19 protein-coding genes are annotated in these 23313 nt (G+C 35.1%); 16 read left to right on the top strand and 3 right to left on the bottom strand.

The features are described 5' to 3' along the window. Positions 1-15: 15 nt before the first annotated feature. From gerKC to gerKA, 3 genes are read right to left on the bottom strand one after another with little or no spacing between them, the layout of a single operon-like run. Positions 16-1140, bottom strand: coding sequence for a spore germination protein GerKC (gene gerKC / locus MNO09_RS27780; RefSeq protein ID WP_000486842.1), 1125 nt, complete (start codon positions 1138-1140; stop codon positions 16-18). Next, the gene (locus MNO09_RS27775) at positions 1121-2227 is read right to left on the bottom strand and encodes a GerAB/ArcD/ProY family transporter (protein ID WP_000185782.1); all 1107 of its coding nucleotides are present in this window, start codon (positions 2225-2227) and stop codon (positions 1121-1123) included. The genes gerKC and MNO09_RS27775 overlap by 20 nt, the downstream gene beginning before the upstream one ends. After that, the gene (gerKA, locus tag MNO09_RS27770; protein ID WP_000138673.1) at positions 2208-3710 is read right to left on the bottom strand and encodes a spore germination protein GerKA; all 1503 of its coding nucleotides are present in this window, start codon (positions 3708-3710) and stop codon (positions 2208-2210) included. The genes MNO09_RS27775 and gerKA overlap by 20 nt, the downstream gene beginning before the upstream one ends. A gap of 403 nt (positions 3711-4113) precedes the next feature. On the opposite strand from gerKA, the gene MNO09_RS27765 reads away from it, so the two are divergent. The 16 genes from MNO09_RS27765 (at position 4114) to MNO09_RS27690 (ending at position 23302) form a co-directional block, all read left to right on the top strand. Beyond that, positions 4114-5937 carry a GAF domain-containing sensor histidine kinase gene (locus MNO09_RS27765; protein ID WP_000655902.1) on the top strand — a complete coding sequence of 608 codons (1824 nt, stop codon included), beginning with the start codon at positions 4114-4116 and terminating at the stop codon, positions 5935-5937. 1 nt (position 5938) lies between these two features. Next, the gene (locus MNO09_RS27760; protein ID WP_000590681.1) at positions 5939-6580 is read left to right on the top strand and encodes a response regulator; all 642 of its coding nucleotides are present in this window, start codon (positions 5939-5941) and stop codon (positions 6578-6580) included. A 390-nt stretch (positions 6581-6970) separates the two neighbouring features. Beyond that, positions 6971-11212, top strand: a complete 4242-nt coding sequence (locus MNO09_RS27755) for a S8 family serine peptidase (protein ID WP_241950075.1) — start codon at positions 6971-6973, stop codon at positions 11210-11212. 258 nt (positions 11213-11470) lie between these two features. After that, positions 11471-12070 carry a TasA family protein gene (locus MNO09_RS27750; protein WP_000023371.1) on the top strand — a complete coding sequence of 200 codons (600 nt, stop codon included), beginning with the start codon at positions 11471-11473 and terminating at the stop codon, positions 12068-12070. 202 nt (positions 12071-12272) lie between these two features. Next, positions 12273-12959 carry a CPBP family intramembrane glutamic endopeptidase gene (locus tag MNO09_RS27745; RefSeq protein ID WP_033659184.1) on the top strand — a complete coding sequence of 229 codons (687 nt, stop codon included), beginning with the start codon at positions 12273-12275 and terminating at the stop codon, positions 12957-12959. A gap of 23 nt (positions 12960-12982) precedes the next feature. Continuing rightward, the gene (locus tag MNO09_RS27740; protein WP_088106825.1) at positions 12983-13954 is read left to right on the top strand and encodes a phosphotransferase enzyme family protein; all 972 of its coding nucleotides are present in this window, start codon (positions 12983-12985) and stop codon (positions 13952-13954) included. 159 nt (positions 13955-14113) lie between these two features. Then, positions 14114-15574 (top strand): alanine/glycine:cation symporter family protein, encoded by a 1461-nt coding sequence (locus tag MNO09_RS27735; protein ID WP_000387179.1) that lies wholly within the window; start codon positions 14114-14116, stop codon positions 15572-15574. Beyond that, the gene (locus MNO09_RS27730) at positions 15519-16439 is read left to right on the top strand and encodes an amino acid ABC transporter ATP-binding protein (RefSeq protein ID WP_002096857.1); all 921 of its coding nucleotides are present in this window, start codon (positions 15519-15521) and stop codon (positions 16437-16439) included. Before MNO09_RS27735 ends, MNO09_RS27730 begins: the two co-directional genes overlap by 56 nt. 12 nt (positions 16440-16451) lie before the next feature. Next, positions 16452-17282, top strand: coding sequence for a glutamine ABC transporter substrate-binding protein GlnH (gene glnH, locus MNO09_RS27725; RefSeq protein WP_000916495.1), 831 nt, complete (start codon positions 16452-16454; stop codon positions 17280-17282). Between the two features lie 97 nt (positions 17283-17379). Then, positions 17380-18036 carry an amino acid ABC transporter permease gene (locus MNO09_RS27720; protein ID WP_001112680.1) on the top strand — a complete coding sequence of 219 codons (657 nt, stop codon included), beginning with the start codon at positions 17380-17382 and terminating at the stop codon, positions 18034-18036. Then, positions 18037-18681: an amino acid ABC transporter permease gene (locus MNO09_RS27715; RefSeq protein ID WP_000345967.1), complete on the top strand. Its 645-nt coding sequence runs from the start codon at positions 18037-18039 to the stop codon at positions 18679-18681. It abuts the gene before it with no gap. A gap of 204 nt (positions 18682-18885) precedes the next feature. Further along, entirely contained in the window at positions 18886-20313 is a 1428-nt protein-coding gene (locus MNO09_RS27710) for an amino acid permease (RefSeq protein ID WP_001187106.1), read from the top strand. After that, positions 20288-20665: an OsmC family protein gene (locus tag MNO09_RS27705; protein WP_000778850.1), complete on the top strand. Its 378-nt coding sequence runs from the start codon at positions 20288-20290 to the stop codon at positions 20663-20665. The genes MNO09_RS27710 and MNO09_RS27705 overlap by 26 nt, the downstream gene beginning before the upstream one ends. Positions 20666-20727: 62 nt before the next feature. Continuing rightward, a complete protein-coding gene (locus MNO09_RS27700) occupies positions 20728-21162 on the top strand; it encodes an HIT family protein (protein WP_000388965.1) in 435 nt (144 codons plus the stop codon). Positions 21163-21342: 180 nt separating this feature from the next. Continuing rightward, the gene (locus MNO09_RS27695) at positions 21343-21900 is read left to right on the top strand and encodes an RNA polymerase sigma factor (protein ID WP_000869296.1); all 558 of its coding nucleotides are present in this window, start codon (positions 21343-21345) and stop codon (positions 21898-21900) included. Next, positions 21866-23302, top strand: coding sequence for a DUF4367 domain-containing protein (locus MNO09_RS27690; RefSeq protein WP_078183482.1), 1437 nt, complete (start codon positions 21866-21868; stop codon positions 23300-23302). The genes MNO09_RS27695 and MNO09_RS27690 overlap by 35 nt, the downstream gene beginning before the upstream one ends. Positions 23303-23313: the final 11 nt, after the last annotated feature.

The raw sequence follows: 23313 nt of genomic DNA, 5'->3' as shown, positions 1-23313 counted from the left end.
GTGGCATACAACCTTTTATTTTAAGACACCACTATACAAAATGTTTACTTCTACTTCAGGTTTGAATTTTACTTTTGCATAATCTTTATTCCAATTTTTTTTCTTCCATAACTCAGGGTGATATGCGATAAGGTGTCTGCCGATACCGAAAGCATCACAATTTGCTTTTTGTAACCTGTTCGTTATTTGTTTTGCTTCTTTTGTAAGTTGTTTAGATAATTTTTCATTTAATTTTTTTCTTTCTTCCATTTTGTAAATATTATCTCTTGGAGCCTCAAGGGCTATAACTTTTAGTTGAAGCTTAATGTGAGCATATACATTTCCTTTTCTATCTGTTGTTATTTTTAAGTCTCGCTTTAACTTTCGATTACTAACTTCCATTGTTAAATAATCAGATGTCTTCTCTGATTCATCGCTAGTAAGTTTTTGGGTTATACGGGCACTTGTTCCCATTTTTCCGGTTAATAATACGAATAAAACAGATTGTTTCAAAGGTAAATGCCCAGTTAATTTATCATTGTTAAATAAAGCTAACCCGTTTGTAATTACTTCTTTTCCTTTTATTTTTATAGAAGGGAGGGTAAAGTCTTTACCGGGATCTAACATTTTTGTAGCAGCTGTTTCTAAAGTTTCTTTTGGAAATACACTCATATCTTCTAAGCTTTTCACTTTTTTCTTTAGAAAATCTCCAATTAGTAAATTTCCTACCTTCTTTTTTTCTAGTATCTCGGATGTTTCACCATCTACTGCAATAAGTTTTACTAAAGCAGTTGGGTTTGTTGGGTCCCGAAAGCTGACATCTAAATAGGGGAGTATACCTTTTTTTAGAATTTTGGTTCCTAGTAATTGAACACCATATTTAAAATAGCGAATATTCCCAGTCACATTTTTTTTTAGGGCATCGCTTGTATCCCTTATGTTATGCCCGTTTGCTGAATGTATTTCATTCTCGAATGAAGATTGCTCTCCGCTTGAACTTTTTACGAGTTCAAGCGTTTGCTGAAGTTTATTTTCTTCCGTAATATCATATCCAATGCTATAAGCTAATCTCGCTTCTCTTAATGGTTCTTGATCCCAACAGCCAGAAAGGAATGCACTAGTACATAATATAAAAAGTAATTTAACTCTTTTTTGGAACATACTGTTCTCCTTTCTTATTCCTTATTACTGAATAAAGTAGAAATAAAAGAGGGAGGACAACTATGAAAATATACGTGAACTTATCAGTAAAAGTTGCAATTACTTTTAATTCTTCAGGTGTATCTATAAATAGGGCTACACTAAAAGCAATAATACCAACGATTGGAACAGCCTTTTTATGATTAGCCAGATTAAAGATATGTCCAATTCCTATAGAAGCAGCACAGTAATAACTAGCAATAGAAGCTACAACAGTTATCATCCATATTGGGATGAATAGTAAATCGGTTCGGTCTATAATCCCAATATGTAGAGAACGCAATAAGTAAGCAACTGGCTCTGGAATAAGTTCAACTTGTTTTGGACTAAACACGATAAAGCAAATCCAAACAGTAAAAGTATAAAAAAGAGTTACAAATCCATTAGCGATAGAAATTGCTTTCAGTTTTGCCACAGAACTCCCGTTTACTTTTGGGAAAGCGATAAGAATAATCTCAAAACCATACATAGCTGTAATGGTTTCTTTTGATGCTTGAATAATATTCCACCATCCGGCTTCTGTAATTGGAAAAATGTAAGAAAAATCAGCTCGTGTAAGCCCTAGGGCAATTAAAAGAGCCATTGGTAAAATGAGAATAGAAGCCATGACGTAAAACCGTACGATGACTTTGAACGTATTATAAGCTATGTAACAACAAGCTATTGTAAATAGCATGAGGGTGGCATACCAAGGAGTTGCTTGTAATATCCAAACTTTAATGACATTACAAGCATTTAACATAACCGTCATACCGATAAGGGTAAAATAAAAAACATAAGCAAAACCTAATAGTTTTCCAAACTTATTCCCAAATAGCATACAAACACTTTCATACATATCTGCATCAGGAAATCGTTTTAAGAAAAGCCACATAAGTAAAATAATAAGTTGAATTGCAAGACCAGCGATGAGAGCAGAAATCCATCCGCCACCTTTCGCTATTGGGTGAAGACGGTTTGGTAGAGAAAGTATACCAACTCCGATTTGGCATTGAATAACGAAAAAGGTAAATTGAACAAGTGAAATTTTACTTTGCGTGTTTGTCACCGTTCTCATCCTCTCTCGTTACATGTTGTCGTTGCATTTTTTTCGGTTTTGAATCATGTGGTCGTTCCCAAAACGACCAAATTGGTAGTCGTACAAAAGAGTCTTTCATATCTTTTATCCGCATCGGAGCGACAGGAGAAAGATATGGGGTATGAAATGAATGTAACTGGCATAAATGAACGAAAGTTATAATGAGACCGAATGATATTCCTACATAGCCAAATATGGCAGCAAGGAGCATTAACGGAAAACGAAGAATCCGAACTGCGGAACTCATATCATTTGATGGAACGAGAAAAGATGAGATCGCAGTTAAAGCTACAACGATAATCATTGTGTAAGAAACAAGGCCAGCCTTTACAATTGCATCACCAATTACTAAACCACCTACAATACCGATTGTTTGTCCAACTCGGCTTGGCAAGCGAATACCAGCTTCCCGTAATAATTCAAAGATTAATTCCATTAAGAGAGCTTCAAAAATAGGAGGAAGTGGCACTTTTTCTAATGAAGCTTTAATCGTATAAACAAGTTCGAGCGGCAACACATCAGGATGAAAAGCAACTGTTGCGATATATATAGCGGGCAAGAGAAAGGCAATCAAGAAACTGACTAAGCGAATCATTCGGATGAAAGAACCGACAATCCAGCGGTTATTATAATCATCTGGTGATTGATAGAAAGCAAATAACGTAACAGGAACGATAAGTGCAGTTGGATCTCCATCAGATAAAATAGCAACTCGTCCTTCCATTAAATTTGCTGCGACTCTATCTGGACGCTCTGTATTTAATTGTTGCGGAAAGGGTGAGAAAGACGTATCCTCTATAAATTCTTGTATATATCCTGGAGGCATAAGTGCATCTGTCTTAATCGTTTCTAACCTTCTTTTTACTTCTGTAACTAGATCGTCATTAGCTATGTTTTGCATATAAGCAATTGCCACTTTCGTATGCATTTCTTCACCGAGTGTGAAATATTTAACGACGACATGTGGACTTTTTATGAGTTTACGAATAGAAGCTAAATTGGTTGCTAAATCTTCTACTAAACCAGTATGCGGTCCACGGACAATCCCTTCATTATCAGGTTCTGTTATATCTCTCTTTAAAGATAGAGCTGTTTCGAAAATACAAAAACTGTCGACGTGTTCATGAAAATATAAGGATTTACCTTGTAATAAAAGCTGCACACCATAATTTAAATTTGTTTCTTTTTTCATATTTAATGTGGCAAAAGCTTTATCTAAAGACAGATCCGATCGAGTTAATAATGGTTCAAGTGCTAATTGATGAATTAAATTTGGGTCTGCTAAAGATTCGATATATATAATTGTTCCTTTTCCATTTTGAAAAGGGATATCTAATTTTTTTATATCGTCCGAATGGGAAAGTTTGTTTTCAATGTAATTAATGTTCTCCGGAAGTGATGGAAACATATGCTTTTGATTTTTACTCTCTTGTTGTTCTTTAGGCTCTGTCATAATTTCCACCTCTTTTAGAATAAAGTCACTTCAGTTAATTTTTGTTGTTTGTGAGAAATTTATGCTTGGATTATTCGGGGGGGATTGAAAATTCTGTTTTTTATCTTCTATACTTAAAGAAAATGAAAATTAGGAGAATGGGAAGGAAGCGTATATTAGATTGGCGATATTAATATATATCTTTTGTACTATAGGAGGGTAAACCTAGCGGCACATATAATTACATCATTCGATGAATAGGAAATTTAAGAAAAGCGATTTATAATAATAGTATTGTGTCTTGCCTTTTTAGGTGCAGTACACAGCCGGTGATTGGCTAGTGGAGGTTCTTCCATTTTGCCAGTGCCGGTTTTTTATTGGATAATAGAGAAAATGAAGTTTTATAAAGAAAGAAGGGGTTGTTTTGAAGGATGTAAATTCTATTTTTATAAGAGAAAAGATTGCTAGTTCTTATCTTTATTTTATTTCTTTTCTTGGTTTGATTACTATAACTATATCTTTACTTGAAATTAAAATCCCTTCTCATTCAACAATACTAATATTGTTATTAATATTTATGGGGATTGCAGAGTATTTTCCTGTACGATTTTGGAGAGGAACGAGCTCGCTTACCTTTCCCATAATTTACGCTATGAGTTGGCAGTTTGGAATCCATATAACTATTATTGCTATTGTACTCGTAACGTTAATTATTCACCTGCATCGTCGTTCACCAATACAAAGAATGTTATTTAATAGTACTCAGCATGCGCTTAGTTTGATCTTGGCCGAATGGTTTTCAAATAAATGTATGCACTTATTAATTAACAATATAGATATGTCAGTTCTGTATGAAAATTTAATATCTTTGTTATTATTTTGCGTGTTTTTTTGTTTTTTCAACAACCGCTTTTACGATTTGTTAATGATACTCCTTCCACAGCCATATTCAATCTATCAGTGGTATAAAAAAACTGTAACGGTATTCCTTTGCGAAACTTTTGGTTTCTCTTATGCGGCCTTGATGCATGTATTAATTAGTACATATAGTGTGGAAGTAAATGAGATTACAGTACTTTTTTTCTTTTTTCCACTTGTAGCAATTTCAGTTATTAGCTCTTTTTCTGTACGGATAAGGATGGAGAAGGAACGATTATATGAGCTGTTTCTTATTACGACAGAAATTAGTCGTGGACTAACCGGAGGGAACCTGAAACATATTAAACAAGCACTTAAAGGTTTTTTTGGCATACAAGCATATGGAATATGGACAAAAGATGATGGAAACTGGAATCTTCTATTAAAAGATGGGAAAGTCCGTCTTGATATTTCTGATCATTCGGAAAAGTTTGAGGGAATCTCTAAAAATCTTGTGTTTAATGATTGGAAAACTGGTACGGCTCCTGGAGATGAAATATTTGATAGTGTCATACGCTCCCTTGTATATTTTCCTCTTATTGTAAATGATGAACTAGTCGGAATGTTTGTTGCAGGGAAAAGTAGAACTGCGGGTTTTTTCCCGGAAGATGTACAGTCTTTAGCTACGTTTTCTAATCAATTAGCTAACGTAGTTAAAACAAGGATATTGATTTCTGAACAGGAAAAAAGAATGATTTTAGAAGAAAGAAATAGAATCGCACGCGAAATTCACGATGGTATTGCGCAAACATTGGCAGGGGTGATATATCAACTAGAATCCGCGCAGAAAAAATATCGTGATAAACCAATAGATATGCAACAAATAGTAGAGAAAAGTATAAAAGATTTAAGAGGAAGCTTAGGAGAAGTTCGCTATTCTATTTATGCTTTAAAACCATATCCGACACAACAATTAGGGCTAAAGCAGGCGATAGCAAGTAAAATAAAGTCTTTAAAACAAGAATATGAACTAGATATTACATATCATGAAAGAGGTCATGCACGTGCGCTTAGCTTTTCAAAAGAAAGAGCTATTTTTGATACATTACAAGAGAGTTTGCAAAACATTGTAAAACATGCACAAGCAGACAAGACTGATGTTTTACTTAGCTATCAAAGTGAGCACGTGCTTTTAAGGGTTAAGGATAATGGGGTTGGTTTTTCACTATTTGAGTCTATGGTTAAAACGAAGAATGAGCCACATTATGGTATATTACATATGAATGAACAAGCTGAACAATTAGGGGCTACTTTACAGATTGATAGTTCTGTAGGGAAAGGGACAGAAATTACACTATTAATTCCAGATTCACAAACAAGGGGTGCGTAAAATGATTAAAATATTAGTAGTGGATGATCATGCTTTTTTACGAGACGCAATTCGGAGCATACTAGAGGATGAATCTGATATGAACGTGGTTGGAGAAGCTAGCTCTGGGGACGGAGTATTGGAAAAAGTAGAAGAATGCAGACCAGATTGTATTTTGATGGATATTAATCTTCCTGGGAAAAATGGTATTGAAGCTACAGGGTTGGTGAAAAAAAATTATCCGAATTGCCGAGTACTTGTGTTTACAATGTATGAGCATGATGAGTATTTAATGGATGCACTCCAAGCTGGTGCTGATGGGTATTTATTGAAAGATTCATCATCGGAGCAGGTAGTAGCAGCAATTCGGATGTTATATCGAGGCGATTCAGTTATTCATCCGCGTATGACTAAAAAATTAATTACATATCATCAGCAAAAAATGAAAGTAGAATCAAATGAAAATGAACTGACGGAACGTGAAAAGGAAATTCTCTTTGAATTAGTAAAAGGACTTAGTAATAAAGAAATTGCTGAAGCTCTGTATATTAGTGATAAAACAGTTAAAATTCACATCAATAAAATTTTTAAAAAACTAAATGTGAAAAGTCGGTCGCAAGCGGTGATTTATGCTGTTCGAAATCAATTGGTTCCGTTGGATTAAATAAGAGATGTTTAAAAGAACTATCGTGTTTCTTTATTCTATATTACAAAGAATAAAGAGCAAGATAGTTCTTTTGTACTATGTAGACATAGAATCATTAGAAAAAAGATACGCCTTTCGTTTAATTTTCAGAAAAGTTAGAATGTGGAATAATAAAAATAGAATTATTGCTTAAATCTACTAATAATTCATGTTGTAAATCATTGTAGTTGGAAACAATTTATGGGGGCTTTTATAGAAAGAAGATTAGAAGTGTGGGGATGGCGGTAGTAGTGTTGGAGATTTTTGATCCTTTTAAATAGATCCAAGGTTGATAGAATTGCCAATGCTACATAGGAGCTCAGAAGATTTATTTTAGAAAAAATAATTTTAATAATAAGGAGATGCGCTATGAAGAAGGGGAAATTCGGAAGAATACTTATCGGAACGCTAACTGTTGGTATGTTAATGTCTCAAGGAATTCCATATAACGTATTGGCAGAAGAAGTAAATACATCTACTTTAACTGGAATTGATGATGCAAGTTCTATATTGAAAGGACTTACAAAGGAACAACGTAATGCTTTAAAAACATTAGATACAAAACCTGGTTTTGTTATTTCACCAGGCATTAATACAGCAAGTCCTGATAATGTGAATGTGATTGTAGAATTTAAGCAAGCACCTAGCAAAATCGAGATGTTAAAACAAGCAGCTAAAGGGAAAAAAATAGCTCTTTCAACTGCAGAACAAAAGGTGGAAGCATCGCATAAAGGATTTAAAACTGAGCTTGAACAGCTTCAAAAAAAGAAAGATAAGGGGCCGGATTTTAAAACTGCCAAAATAACAAGAGAATATAAGAATGCTTTTAATGGTGTGGCAATGTCGTTACCTGCGAATATGATCGAAGATTTAGTTCGCACTGGTATTGTTAAGCGTGTATGGGAAGATCGTGAGGTCAAAATTGATTTACCGAAAGAAACAGCTAAGACGGCTGCCGAACCCAAAATGGCAGATAGTGTACCACAAATTGGTGTGGACAAGCTGCATGATGAAAAAATAACAGGAAAAGGAATTAAGGTAGGTGTACTGGACACAGGTATTGATTATAACCACCCTGATTTAAAAGATGCTTATAAAGGGTATCGTGCAAAGCAAGGTGAAGATGCAAGCAAAATAGATCCGAACTCAATAAAAGGATGGGATTTTGTTAATAATGATGCTGATCCAATGGAGACAACGTATAAGGATTGGCAAAATTCTGGAGGATATCCTGAAATTTATGATGGAAGTGCATACTATACATCCCACGGTACTCATGTAGCTGGGACAATTGCTGCAGACAAAAAGAATAGTGTGGATTATGCAGTTACGGGAGTCGCTCCGGATGTAGATTTATATTCATATCGTGTATTAGGTCCATATGGAAGTGGACAAACAAGCGGTATTCTTGCTGCGATTGATAAAGCAGTGAAAGACGATATGGACGTTATCAATTTATCATTAGGTGCGTCTATTAATGATCCTTTATATCCTACTTCTATTGCAGTAAACAATGCGATGTTAGCTGGTGTTGTTACAGTAGTAGCGGCAGGTAATAGTGGTCCAGAAGAAGGCACCCTTGGATCACCTAGTGCAGCAGCACTTCCAATTACAGTTGGAGCAAGTGACGCTGCGATGACTATCCCGACATTTTCCGCCGATGCAGCTGATTTACATGTGGATAAAATGATGCTACTTGGAAAAAGCTTTACTGATAAGATTGAAGATTTGAAAGGTCAATCATTATCTGTTGTATATACAGGTCTTGGGAAAATAGATGATTTTAAAGGGAAAGATGTACAAGGAAAGTTAGCGCTCATCCAGCGCGGTGAGATTACATTCGATGAAAAAATTAAAAATGCTAAGGAAGCAGGTGCAAAGGCGGTAATTGTATATAACAATGTAGATGGTGAAATTACAAATTACCTTGGGGAAAGTACTTCATCTATTCCATCGTTCCGCTTAACAAAGGCAGATGGTGAGAAATTGCAAGCAAAAGCTGTCCAAGGAGATGTCTCTTTAACATTTGGAGAACTGAGTAACACAAAAACAGAAGGAGATCACTTAGCTGATTTCAGCTCTCGCGGTCCTGCAAGTAAAACAGATGATATTAAGCCGGATATTGTAGCGCCAGGTGTTTCTATTTTCTCAACTGTTCCTGAATATATTAATGATCCAAAGGATGGAGAAAATTATCCGGTAGCGTATGGACGTATGTCAGGTACATCTATGGCAACTCCTCATACAGCGGGGGTGGCGGCACTCATTTTACAAGAACATCCAAACTATAGTCCGTTTGAAGTAAAAGAAGCGCTTATGAATACTGCAGTTGACTTAAAAGAGGCACGCTCTGTATTTGAGGTAGGATCAGGCCGAATTGATGCGTATCGTGCAGTTCATGCAGATACAGCTATCGAGGTTATCGATAAAACATCAAACGTTGTAAATGATGAAGAAGTAGAAATTGAAGAAAAAACAGGGTCTATTGCATTCGGGTATAAAAACCAATTGGGAAATGGACCTATTAAAGATAGTCGAAAAGTCTTAATTAAGAACAGCAATAAAACAGACGAGAAAGAGTTTAAATTAGAAGTAGAGTTTTCACCAACAAGTGTAGGTGTGCAAGATGCAGCGAAGAATGGTGTGAAGCTGAACGTACAAGATTCTATTAAAGTAGCTCCTAGTACATCAGGGGAAATTAGCCCTGAAATTATCATTCCAGAAAACGCTGAATTTGGTAGATATGAGGGATATATTCATATTTCAAATAAAAAAAATGAAAAAGAAGTATATCAAGTGCCATTTGCAGTTAAATTCACAGAAAAAGGAATTGAATCTGTAGATTTGCTGAGAGATGCAATGGCAACAGATACATCTAACTTCCATCCATTTATGGAAAGGCCGAGTTCACCGCTGACATTTAAATTGAACAGTCCACTTGAAACTATCGATGCAGTGGTGAAGGATCGAAAAACAGGAAAGGCATTAGGAATTGTGGGGACAATTAATGCTAGCAGTCTAACACCAAATATTGAATATATCATGTTCGATGGTATGGGTGGCTATGTATTCCCGTTTACAGGAGATCCAAATCATCCAATTGGAGACAAGCGAGTTACGTTGCCTGATGGAGATTACCAACTTGATTTCATTGGATATGACAAAGAAGGGAAACCTTATACAAAAGGAGATAGCGTAATTATTGATAATATCAAACCTGAAATGAAATTTACCGATGTAAAACCTGGCGTTCATGAGGTAAATGAATCTATGTTCAAAGAAGAAGATGGTCAGCGTGCATTATGGGTACATGGTAACATTTATGATTCTACGATAGATGTATTAAAGGCAAAAGGCCTTCAGTATGACCAAAAAACTAATGAAATTGTATATTACCAAAACTCTGCTTTTCCGTCAGGTTGGTTGAATACAATTCAAGCCAATGGTGATTTTAAATTTGGTGTACTTCCAGAGGAAATCAATGAACCGCTTAATTTAAGGTTATTTGGATATGATCTTGCAACTGCATCAAATATGGCAAATGGATTTAAAGATTATGTCTTTGTTAAAGAGGGAACGGAATACGCTGTCCCAAGCTATGACAAGGATAAAGTTAAACTAGGAGAAAAAATTACATTAACTTTAAATCTTAATAATGTGAAACAACTTATGTCAGGTACATTTGAGATTCCTTATAGTAAACAGTTGTTTAAATTTGTAGATGTTAAACCAAATCCAGCACTTGCAGAATATGCAAAACAACATGGATTAAATATTAAATTAGAAGATCCAGTGATAAATGAAGAAGGAAACTGGGAAAACAAGGTGAAAGTTGGTGCATCTTTAGAAGGAACAGAATTTAAAGGTCTAGATGGAGACGCACCATTTGTAGATGTTACATTTGAGATGACGAGTGACGAGTATTTTTATAATTTAACAGCATTTGGAGTAGATAAATTCTCTTATACAAAAACAGGTGCATCAGAAGGCGTTGAGATTCCTGTGTTTAAAGATAAATCCTTTTCTATTATTTCGAAACATGCAATGGTTACAGGATATATTGGACCAGAAGCTTTCTTAACTGAAGAGGGGTATTTAGGTAAGAATGACTACACAAAACTAGGAGCAAAAGTGTATGCAGTTGGTAAGGATGGAAAGAAATATACAGGAACGGTTGATGATAATGGGCAATTTGAAATTCATAGTGTTCCAGTAAGTGATACAGAATATAATATTTTCGTAGAAATGCCAGGTCATTTAAATAGTAAATTAACTACAAAAATAGGGAAAATGCAGGATGGAGAATTAGTGGGACAAAACTTTAGAGCTGATATGGATGACAGCCTTGCAGGTGATGTAAACGGCGATAAAATGGTAGATATTCAAGATGCTAGAATAGCAGCTCTTTCATATGAAAAAGGAAAAGTGGCTGTAAAAGATGGAGATGTCAATCAAGATGGTGTTGTAAATGAAACAGATATTCGTTTTATTGAGAAGAATTTCTTGAAAAAGGGTCCAGATGCCAAAGAAAATCAGAAACCGAAAGAAAATGTAGGGCCAGTGACGTTAGATAAAATCTTACGTTCCATTGGATTAGAGCCAAAAAAATAAGTGGGCACAATTCTAGAGTAAACTAAGTGATAAAACAATGAGTATAGAATTAAATAGGATTTACTAACAATGGACCGGTAATGATTCGATGTAACATTACCGGCTATTCTTAAAGTGATAGTTATTTGTATACATGAAGTAAATAGTTTAACGTTGGTTAGGTTTCGTTATGGGGAATATTATTTGTTTAATTAGTATTGTTTGTGGGATGGAAATAAGGTTTGGAGTTTGAACTTTAAAAATAGGGGGACTTGTGAAATGAGTATTAAGAAAAAACTTGGTATGGGTGTTGTAACTGCAGGGCTTGGTTTATCTTTAATTGGCGGGGGGACATATGCGTATTTTAGTGATAAGGAAGTATCACAAAACACGTTTGCAGCGGGTACTTTAGATTTGAGTGTTAATCCTGAAGTTGTTATTAATGTCGACAATATTAAACCAGGTGATGAAATGGAACGCGGTTTTCAATTAGTTAACAAAGGAACTTTAGCGATAGGAGACGTGAAACTTCTTACAGATTATAGTGTAATCGATGCTAAAGGAGATAATGGAAGTGCTGATTTTGGTGATCATATCCGTGTCGATTTCTTATGGAATTTGGATAAAAATGAGGTTCCAATTTGGTCTACTACATTATCTGAATTAAAGGTAGCTACGCAAAACGGAAGTATTCCTGATCTTGTACAAAAAGGTGTTGTAGACCGAGAAGGAAATGGACTTGCTCCTGGTGATGATGATACTTTCTATGTAATGTTCACATTTGTAGATAGCAATGAAGAGCAAAATGTATTTCAAGGAGATTCATTAAAATTAAATTGGACTTTCAATTCAATGCAGACAAAAGGTGAAGAGAGATAAAGATAAATGTTATATATAAGAATAAATTGATGAAGAATTGAGAAATAAAATTTTTAATAGTGTAAGGGTTGATTTAGTAAATCAACCTTTTTTGTGTTTTGAGAGAAAATTATGCTTGGATTATTTGAAAAAAAATAAGCTTGAAAGTTACGTTACGTCATCTTTTATACTTAAGGAAACAAGGAGTAGAGGGATGGTGTATATAATTTTGAAAAGTATGTGGGGATGGAAAGAAATTTTATATTTATTTGTGTTTGTATTTATTATTGTTCCAGTAACTGTTGAATCTCTTTTTTATGACTATGCTTTAAAAATAATAGGGAACTCATTATATGCTGGAGTATTAATGGGATTTATAATGGCAGTGATATTTACTACTGTAGTTTATCTTTTTTGTATAAAAAGATATAAGCTCTCGTGGAGAGATATTGGAATTCGGAAGCTTTCATGGAAAGATTTCTTATGGACATTTGGAGCGGTTATTTTCTTAATTGTAGTTAGTATTGCTGTATTAATGATAATGGAGAAAATGGGTATTTCTTTTGAAAATAGTAAAACGGAAACGGTCCAAAATGATAAATCAATATATTCATTCTGTATCGCGGTAATTGGAGCAGCAGTTATATCACCAATCTATGAAGAGATTTTGTATCGAGGGGTTTTTTATACGTTTTTTCGTGATAAATATGGTATATGGGGCGGAGTGCTTATAAGTTCCATAATATTTACCGTTGTTCATATTCCAACATATAACACATTACCAGTGAATTTTTTTAGTGGAGTAGTATTTGCGTGGTTATATGAGAAAACAAATTCTATTTTATCAGCTATGATTGCCCACGCATTATTCAATTTTATAGCAGTACTTCTCACATTTATGTCGAATTAAGAAGATATATAGGAGGGATACATATGGAAATAGCTGTAGAACGTGTTTTTACAAAAGAGGTTTTAAAAAGAGCGGCGAGTTTGTTTCATGTAGCAGTGGAAGAAAAACCACTTGGAGATTTTGAAAATTATATTTTTAAGGCAAAGGGTGATAGTGGTGAAGATTACGTATTACGTTTAACACACTCTTCTCATCGTTCTAAAAAAGAAGTTGAAGCTGAACTAGATTTTTTACGATATGTTGCGGAGCATGGGGCAAAGGTAGCAGGACCTCTTTATTCAAAGTCTCAAAATCTTGTAGAAGGGATTAGAGCAGAGGATGAAACTTTCTTTTTCGCTTCTTTATTTACATATGCAAAAGGTGAACAAGTAAAAGGAAAAGAATCGCCTTATTGGGGAGATGCTTATTTTGAAGCATGGGGAAAAGCGATTGGTCAACTGCACCGCTTAACAATGAACTACCCTAAAACAGATTATCGTGATACGTGGGAAGAAGACGAAAGTGGGATTGTTAATGAATTAGAAGATGATCAAGTGAAAAAGATTGCAGCGGTATTAATGGATGAAATAAAGGCTCTTCCCATTGAAAGAGAAACGTTCGGCCTTATGCACGGTGATATCCATCCCGGTAATTTTCATTATGATGGTAAAGAGCTAACAATCTTTGATTTTGATGATGCGGCTTATAATTACTTTATACATGATTTAGCGATGGTTCTCTATTACTCTGTTCTATTTACACCGTGGATAGCAGAAGAGAAGACAAATTTTGCTCGTAAACAGCTACAAGTGTTACGAAAAGGCTATGAGTATGAGCACAGACTAGCGGATAGTTGGTATGAATCGTTACCGTTGTTCTTACGTCTACGTGATGTTGGTTTATACGGTACACTTCAAAAGAAGTTTAAGGGGAAAGATATGCCAGATAACTTCCGGAAATTATCGAAAGAATTATATGAAAGAATTATAAGCAAAGAAGCAATTGTGAATATATAATACATTTTGTTCAAAACAAAGTATATAAAATAAATATATACTTTGTTTTTTTATACAAAAATATGTTTGTTTTATTAAAATAATATTGTTATAGATTAGGTATACACTTATAATTTTATGTATATTCTGAATATTCTTTATAAAGAAGGAGGGGGAATGTTGGAAGCTTTCGTGAATTGGTTAAATAATATTGTTTGGAGTCCAGCACTTGTTTATTTATGTTTAGGAGTAGGTTTATATTTTTCCATTCGAACGAGGTTTTTACAAGTAAGGCACGTAGGCGAAATGGTTAAGCTGACATTTCAAGGTGAAAAATCAGAGGCTGGTGTTTCTTCATTCCAAGCGTTAGCACTTTCGTTATCAGGGCGCGTTGGGACAGGGAATATAGCTGGGGTAGCAACAGCGGTTGCATTTGGTGGACCAGGAGCTGTATTTTGGATGTGGGCAGTGGCCTTTTTAGGGGCAGGATCAGCTTATGTAGAATCTACATTAGCACAAATATATAAGACGAAACATCAAGGACAGTTTCGTGGTGGACCTGCTTATTACATTGAAAAAGGTTTAGGTGTGAAATGGTATGCATTAGTATTCGTTGCAGCGACAATTCTTGCAACGGGGCTTTTACTACCAGGTGTGCAAGCAAATAGTATTGCTGTAAGTTTAGAAACAGCTTTTGGAATTAACACTACCGTATCAGGGGCTGTATTAGTTGTTGTATTAGCTCTTATCATCTTCGGTGGAGTAAAGCGAATTGTTAACGTGGCACAAGTTGTCGTACCGTTTATGGCAGTTGGTTATATTTTAGTAGCTTGCGTTATTGTTGCTATGAATATTGAAAAGTTGCCAGAAGCATTTATGTTAATTATAAGAAGTGCTTTTGCATTAGAGGCGGCTTTCGGTGGTATTATCGGTTTAGCAATTTCTTGGGGAGTAAAACGTGGTATTTATTCCAATGAAGCAGGGCAAGGAACTGGACCACATGCAGCAGCTGCTGCGGAAGTATCACATCCAGCTAAACAAGGTTTAGTGCAAGCATTTTCCGTTTACATTGATACATTATTTGTTTGTTCAGCAACAGCATTTATGATGATTATTACAGGCATGTATAACGTATTTGATGCAAGCGGAAAAAACTTTATCGTAAATAAATTAAATGGTGCTCAGCCAGGACCGGGATATACACAAGCTGCGGTAGAATCTGTTTTCCCTGGATTTGGAAACGGTTTCGTTGCAATCTCGTTACTATTCTTTGCATTTACAACAATTATGGCGTATTACTACATTGCAGAAACGAATATTGCGTACTTAAATCGTGATAAAGACCGTCCTTGGCTGTCTATGGTACTAAAGTTTGTATTTTTAGGAGCTGTATTCTACGGCTGTATAAAAACAGCAGCAACGGCGTGGGCTTTAGGTGACATCGGTGTAGGAATTATGGCATGGGTAAATATCATTGCGATTTTATTATTACAAAAACCTGCATTAGTTGCATTAAAGGATTATGAAAAGCAGAAAAAAGAAGGAAAAGATCCAGTATTCGATCCAGGGCCATTAGGAATTAAAAATGCTGATTTCTGGGAGCATGAATACGGAAAAGATAAGAAAGAAGAAGTATCTTAATAGAATAGAAATGAAGAAGCAAAGGGAAATCCCTTTGCTTTTTTTTATGGACAAAATGAGGTTGGAAGTTATTTTTTTGCCTATTTTTGAATATAAAAAGAATGTACATGCTTTGTTAAGGGAAGGGGGGAGTATGTTGATAGAGTTTCGTAATGTAAATAAATATTATGGTACCTTTCAAGTTTTAAAAGATATTAATGTACAAGTGAAAAAAGGTGAAGTGGTAGTAGTTGTTGGGCCGTCCGGATCAGGAAAAAGTACGTTGCTACGGTGTATAAATCAGTTAGAGACAATTACAGATGGAGCGTTAATTGTACAAGATACGGAAGTACACAATGCAAAAACAGATATGAATGAATTACGCCGAAATATTGGAATGGTCTTTCAACATTTTTATTTATATCCACATAAAACGGTTCTTCAAAATATTACACTAGCACCGATTAAAGTAAATAAAGTTTCAAAAGAGGAAGCTGAGCAAACAGCGATGTTTTATTTAGAGAAAGTAGGAATTCCGGAGAAGGCTAGTGTATACCCTCATCAATTATCCGGAGGACAACAGCAAAGGGTAGCAATTGCTAGGGGGCTCGCAATGCAGCCGGAAATTATGCTATTTGATGAGCCTACGTCTGCTCTTGATCCAGAGATGATCGGGGAAGTACTTGATGTTATGAAGACGCTAGCTAAAGAAGGGATGACGATGGTCGTTGTAACGCATGAAATGGGATTCGCGCGAGAAGTAGCAGATCGGATTTTGTTTATGGATGATGGTCAAATTATTGAAGATACAACACCGGCGCAATTTTTTGCAAGTCCTGAACAAGAAAGAGCTCGTCTATTTTTAAGAAGAGTGTTAAATCATTAAAGGGGGAGTTTTATGCTTAAAATGAAAAAGTTGTTTACGTTAATCGTATTTTCATGTTTATTCGTACTTGTCGTTGCTGGATGCGGAAGTAAAAAAGATGAGACGAAAGAAACGAACACGAAACAAGGCGGAGCTGTTGAGCAGATTAAAAAGCGCGGGAAACTAGTAGTTGGGGTGAAGAATGATACGAACTTATTTGGCTTGAAAAATCCTTCGACAGGACAGGTAGAAGGGTTTGATGTTGATATCGCAAAGGCGCTTGCGAAAAAAATCCTTGGAGATGAAAAGAAATTAGAATTAAAAGAAGTAACGTCTAAAACGCGTATTCCACTACTGAAAAATGGTGATATTGATGCAATTATCGCGACAATGACAATTACGGAAGAACGTAAAAAAGAAGTAGATTTTTCAGATGTATATTTTAAAGCAGGGCAATCGTTACTTGTGAAAAAAGGAAGCGATATTAAAAGTATTGATGATGTGAAAAAGGGTGTGAAAGTGTTAGCGGTAAAAGGTTCAACGTCTACAAATAATATTCGTCAAAAATCACCAGAATCGACTGTATTAGAATTTGAAAATTACAGTGAGGCATTTACAGCGTTAAAAGCAGGGAAAGGCGATGTATTAACGACAGATAATGCAATTCTTTACGGCATGGCAAAACAAGATTCGAATTATGAAGTTGTAGGGAAAATTTTCACGGATGAGCCGTACGGAATTGCAGTGCAGAAAGGTGCAGATGATTTAACGAAAGAGATTAATAGCTTGCTAAAAGATATGAAGGCGAACGGGGAGTACGACAAATTGTATGAGAAATGGATTGGGCAAAAACAAGAGAAGTAAAGTGATAGTTTCATTAATGGAGCTTTATTCTCATTGATAAATAGTAAGAGGATGAGGGATGCTCATCCTCTTCTTGTAAAGAAAGAGGGGAGAATATGTGCCTGATTTTTCTATATTGACGAATAACATTGATATGTATTTAGAGGGCTTTAAGTATACAGTTATGTCTAGTGTAATTGCGTTAATAGGCAGCTTTATTTTGGGAGTAATTTTGGCTGTAATGCGCATTGCACCTATTCGTATTTTAAATTGGTTGGGAACGGCTTTTGTAGAGTTTGTAAGAAATATTCCACTCGTATTAATTGCATTTATATTTTATTTCGCTTTACCTGTAATAGGAATTACTTTAAATGGTTTTGTAGCAGGAACAGTTACGCTTACCGTATATACTGCAGCGTTTATTGCGGAAGTCATTCGCGCTGGTATTTTATCAGTTGCAAAAGGTCAAATGGAAGCAGCGCGTTCCTCAGGATTAACGTATGTACAGGGGATGTATTATGTTGTTTTACCCCAGGCGATGAAAATCGTAATCCCTCCTCTAGGAAATCAATTTCTCAATTTAGTAAAAAACTCTTCCATACTCGGAATTATCGCTGGTACCGATTTGATGTATCAAGGAGATTTAATTTCAACGAAGACATTTGTTACGTTCGACGTTTATATATTTGTCGGGATATTTTATTTAATATTAACAATTCCGCTCAGTATGCTAGTGCGTTATTTAGAAAAACGCTTAGCAAAGGAGGCGGTGTAAATGGATTTTAAGGGAGCAATTACAGGAGATCATATTCTGTTTTTATTAAAAGGATTACTTATAACGTTAGAGGTAGCGCTCGTAGCAATTGTACTCAGCTTTATTATTGGTAGTATAATAGGGATATTGCGCTACATGAAAATCCCTGTCGTCTCACAAGTATTAGGAATTATCGTTGAAGTGATTCGAAACTTACCACTACTTTTAATTATATTTTTCACATATTTTGCGCTTCCAGAAGTAGGCTTGAAATTAGAGATTATAACAGCTGTAATTGTTGCTTTAACAATATTTGAAGCAGCAATGATATCTGAAATTGTTCGAAGTGGTCTATTATCGATTGAAAAAGGACAGATTGAGGCCGCAAGATCTTCAGGATTAACGTATGTTCAAGCACTGTGGCATATCATTTTACCACAAGCATTAAGAAGAATGGTCCCGCCGCTTGTCAGTCAGTTTATTTCATTGCTGAAAGATACATCATTAGCAGTTGGTATATCACTGCCAGAGCTTATGCATAATGCTCAAATTATTAGCGGGCAGAATGTAAATTATATGATTCCAACGTTTATAGTAGTAGCTTGTATGTACTTTATCGTAAATTATAGTTTATCAATTTTATCGAGAAGATTAGAACTTCGTTAACCTTTACAATATATGTAAAGGTTTTCCCTTGTTTCTCCTTATTTTCCTCTAATTAGAATCTAAATCTCACAATAATTCGGTTTTTTATATTATTTTATCAGAAAAGTTTTAATTTTATATAGAAATTGTAATCGCTTTCGTGTATATTTTTATTATCAGAAAATTTTAACAAGATATAGGGGTATCGGTAGGGGGAGGATTTAGATGCAGCAACCAACGAATGAGAAATTACATCGTACGATGAAGAGTAGACATTTATTTATGATCGCACTAGGTGGTGTAATCGGGACCGGTTTTTTCTTAGGTTCAGGTTACACCATTAATCAGGCTGGACCAGGGGGAGCCATCCTTTCCTATTTAGTGGGCGGATTTATTATGTATTTAACAATGCTTTGTCTCGGAGAGTTAACGGTAGCAATGCCGGTTTCAGGTTCTTTCCAAAAGTATGCGACGAAGTTTATTGGGCCAGGAACGGGCTTTATGATTGGCTGGCTATATTGGCTTGGCTGGGCAGTGACAGTAGGACTAGAATTAACGTCAATCGGTTTAATGATGAAAAGATGGTTTCCGAATGTTGATGTTTGGGTATGGTGTCTCGTATTCGGCGTTATTTTATATGCTTCAAATGCTATCTCAGCGAAGAGTTATGCTGAATTAGAGTTTTGGTTCTCTAGTATTAAAGTAGTTACAATTCTTGCATTTATTGTTCTTGGTGGTAGTGCATTATTAGGGTTTATATCATATGACGGAAAAGAAGCGGCACCTCTTTTCTCTAACTTTGTAAGCGATGGTGGATTATTCCCGAATGGACTAGCTGCCGTATTACTCACAATGATTACAGTTAACTTCTCGTTCCAAGGAACAGAGTTAATCGGGATTGCAGCAGGAGAAAGTAAAGACCCTGAAAAAACAATCCCACGTGCAATTCGTAATACAGTATGGCGCATTATGCTATTCTTCATTTTAACAATGACGATTTTAGTAGGATTAATTTCTTGGAAAGAAGCTGGCATAATTGAAAGTCCATTCGTAGTCGTATTTGATAAAATCGGTATTCCATACGCAGCTGATATTATGAACTTCGTTATTATTACAGCTTTACTATCTGTAGCGAATTCAGGATTATATGCGGCAACTCGTATATTATGGTCACTTGCAAATGAAGGAATGGCACCAACATCTTTCAAGAAAGTAAATAAACGAGGTATTCCAATTACAGCGCTAGTCGTAACAATTGCGGTAGCAGGGTTATCTTTATTCACAAGCTTCCTTGCAGAAGATACAGTATACATGTACTTATTATCTATAGCTGGTTTATCGGCTGTTTCGAGTTGGATCATTATTGCTTTATCGCAACTTCGCTTTAGAAGTCAGTATATAAAAGGCGGAGGAAAGTTAGAGGACTTAAAGTATAGAACACCACTATACCCGATTGTTCCAATTTTAGCTTTAATTACAAATAGCATCGTTGTTATTAGTTTAGCGTTTATTCCTGAACAAAGAATGGCGTTATACTGTGGTATTCCATTTATCATTTTCTGCTACATATATTATTATATGAGTAAGAAACGGAAGAAACCGATGAAAGTGGAGATGGAAAAAACAAATGAAACTAACAATCAAACACGATGATATAGAAGCAGGTTTATCGTATGGTCAATTAGCGATTGGAAAAGAAAACGGGTATTCACCGTTACAATTACTCATTTCTTCTATCGCAGGATGTAGTGCAATTGTCTTCCGAACAATTTTAGAAAAGAAACGTATTCCATACGATACGTTTACAATTGAGACTGAAATTGGTAGAAGTGAAGCTGTATCAAAACCAGTTGAAAGTGTTCATTTGCACTATAAAATCAAAGCACAAAACATTACAGAAGAGCAGTTGGACAAGGCGCTGCAACTTGCAGTGAAAAATTGTACGATTGTTCAATCTATAAAAGATAGTATAAAGGTTACGGAAACACTTGAACTAATAAAATGAAACATAAAAACGTGAGAATACGGCTCTCACGTTTTTATGTTTTTAATAAAGGGGGAAATATGATGGAATGTTTAGGGTGTAAATTAGCCAACGAAGAAGAAATTATATATAAAATATATGAAGATGACTATGTAACATGTTTTTTAGATCATGAACCTTTCTATCCAGGACATACTTTAATTGTGCCAAAGCAACATGTTGTAGAAGTAGACGAATTAGATGATGTTGTAGCAAAATCCATTATGGATGCTTCTAAGCTGATTGCAAAATCGATTAAGGCATTATATAAACCTGACGGAATTACAATTTGCCAAAATGGTGGAATCTTTAACGAGTTAACACATTACCATATGCATGTCGTACCAAGATATAAAGAGCGCTCGTTTGCCGAGTTTTATACGGTACAGCTAGGAGAAAAGAAGAATTATAACTTGGAAGAGACAAAGAATTTGTTAAAAGAAGCGATAGAGCAAATGCTGCTTACTGAAAAGGCGTAAGAGAGTTGTTTTTAACGGGGCAGTCAGGAAAATTACAATAAACAAAAAGCTCAATTTCTCAGTTACAATAGAGAAATTGGGCTTTTGTTTATTCTATTATTAAATTTTATCTATAAAAAGATTTTGCAGTGTCACAAAGTATAGCGCTCATTCGTTATATAGAGTGAGAGGAGGAATTATATGAAAGTTACAAACAACGGTTATGAAAAGATGGAAGAGCTATATGAGTTGTACGAACAAAAAATTTATTATGTGGCTTATTCTATTTTAAATAATATTCAGCAGGCTGAAGATGCGGTTCAAGAGACGTTTATTACTCTTTATAAGAACTTGGAAAAGCTCCATAGCTTGAGCACTGAAGAGCTTAAACGCTACATTTTGAAGGTCGCGAAAAACAAGGCGATTGATAGTTATCGGAAAAATAAGCGACATAAAACATTCTTAGAAGAATATGAAAGAGAATCAACAGAAGTAGTAGATGAAAATATTGAAGAGTGGGAAAAACGTAAAATGTCTGAGGTTCAAATTGATACATTGCTAAAAGAGTTAAATGAATCGAACAGACAGGTGTTTAAGTACAAAGTCTTCTATAACTTAACGTATCAAGAAATTTCAAGTGTCATGGGGATAACGGAGGCCAATGTCCGTAAGCAGTTTGAACGCGCTCGAAAACGAGTTCAAAATATGATAGGAGGTATACAACATGACGAATTCAAAGAACTCCAAAGAAATATATGAACTTGCTGAAAAAATTGCTTTAGATGATTTTGATAAACTCGAAGAACAGCATGAATTTTCACATACATATACGCGCAAAAAGAAATTGTTTATGGAGGAAATGAAGCTGAAAGATGGACAACCGCAGAAAAAGCGTAAAAAACATCGTATGTTAATCGCTGCTGCTTGCTTATTGATTGGCATGCCGACAACCGTTTTTGGGGCAGTGAAAGTCTATAATATGATTGTCCAAAAACAAAATTACGAAGTAAATGTTTCAGTAACAAACAATGACTCGAAAAAGGCTGACAAGTGGTATAAGTTGAAGATTGGTAAATTGCCAGAAAATATGGAAGCAATTGATGACAGTGCTATGAAATATTCATTTAAAGATAACTACGCAAAGGGTGGATTTTCATTCATTCTTTGGAGAGTAGGAAAAGATTCGAATTTTAAAACGCTGTACTCAAAAAGCTACGAAGAGAAAGAGATAAATGGCAAGAAAGCAGTGATTGTCAATAAAGAAACTGGAGACAACAATTTAGCGTTTAACAGAGAGGTCTTTCTCTTTTTTGAGAAAGAGGGGATCATGTTACAAAGTTATATTGGAAACGATATAAACGAAGAACAAATGGTGGATGTGTTAGGGAACATTTCCCTTGAGCCTACGTCAAAAGAAAAGGCATCACATATAACAGATTATGATAAAAAGTATTTTAGCGAAGAAAGTAAGCCTAAACAAACTAAGGTGATTCCTTTGAAAAAAGATAGTAAACGACTATTTCATATAGGACAAAAGGTTCCAGTAACCATTATCATGGATAACAGTAAAATTGAATATGTGATAGAAAAAGTTGAAGTTTTTGATTCCATTAAAGATTTTAAACAAGAAAACTTTAATGAACTTGGTTTAGGAATACTAAGCGAGAATCAGGCTTTGGATCAAGCTGGACAATTGATACCATATAGACGGGATGAATATAAATTTGGAAATGGTAAAGATTCAATTGATCAATTAGTAGAGTCAAGATTAATTCAGCCTAAATTTGTCTACTTGACAACAACAGTGAAAAATATAGGTAAACAGGAAACAAAAGAAATCTATATGCATCCATCCATACAAGTGCTTAAAAGTAAGGGGAATGTATGGAATTACGCTGAAAGAGCTGGAATTGCGGAAAAAAATATTATGACGGGCGAAGTTGATTATTTAGAACCTCACGGAGACGGGAAAAGCTTCTACAATATTGGCAGTATCCGACCAGGAGAAACGGTAAAAGTTAACTTAGGTTATTTTGTAGATGAAGATAAACTAGATTCAATCTTTTTGGATGCTTTCCATTACAGAGGGAATGGAAGTACTGAAAATATGAATGCGTCATATCGTTGGTGGATTGATATTCGTCAACAGTCAAAACAATAGGAACAAATAAA

This window comes from Bacillus sp. N5-665 (assembly GCF_022637375.2).
GTDB lineage: Bacteria > Bacillota > Bacilli > Bacillales > Bacillaceae_G > Bacillus_A > Bacillus_A wiedmannii.
The sequence above is the reverse complement of the archived record's forward strand: the minus strand, read 5'-3'. Positions and strand labels throughout refer to the sequence as shown.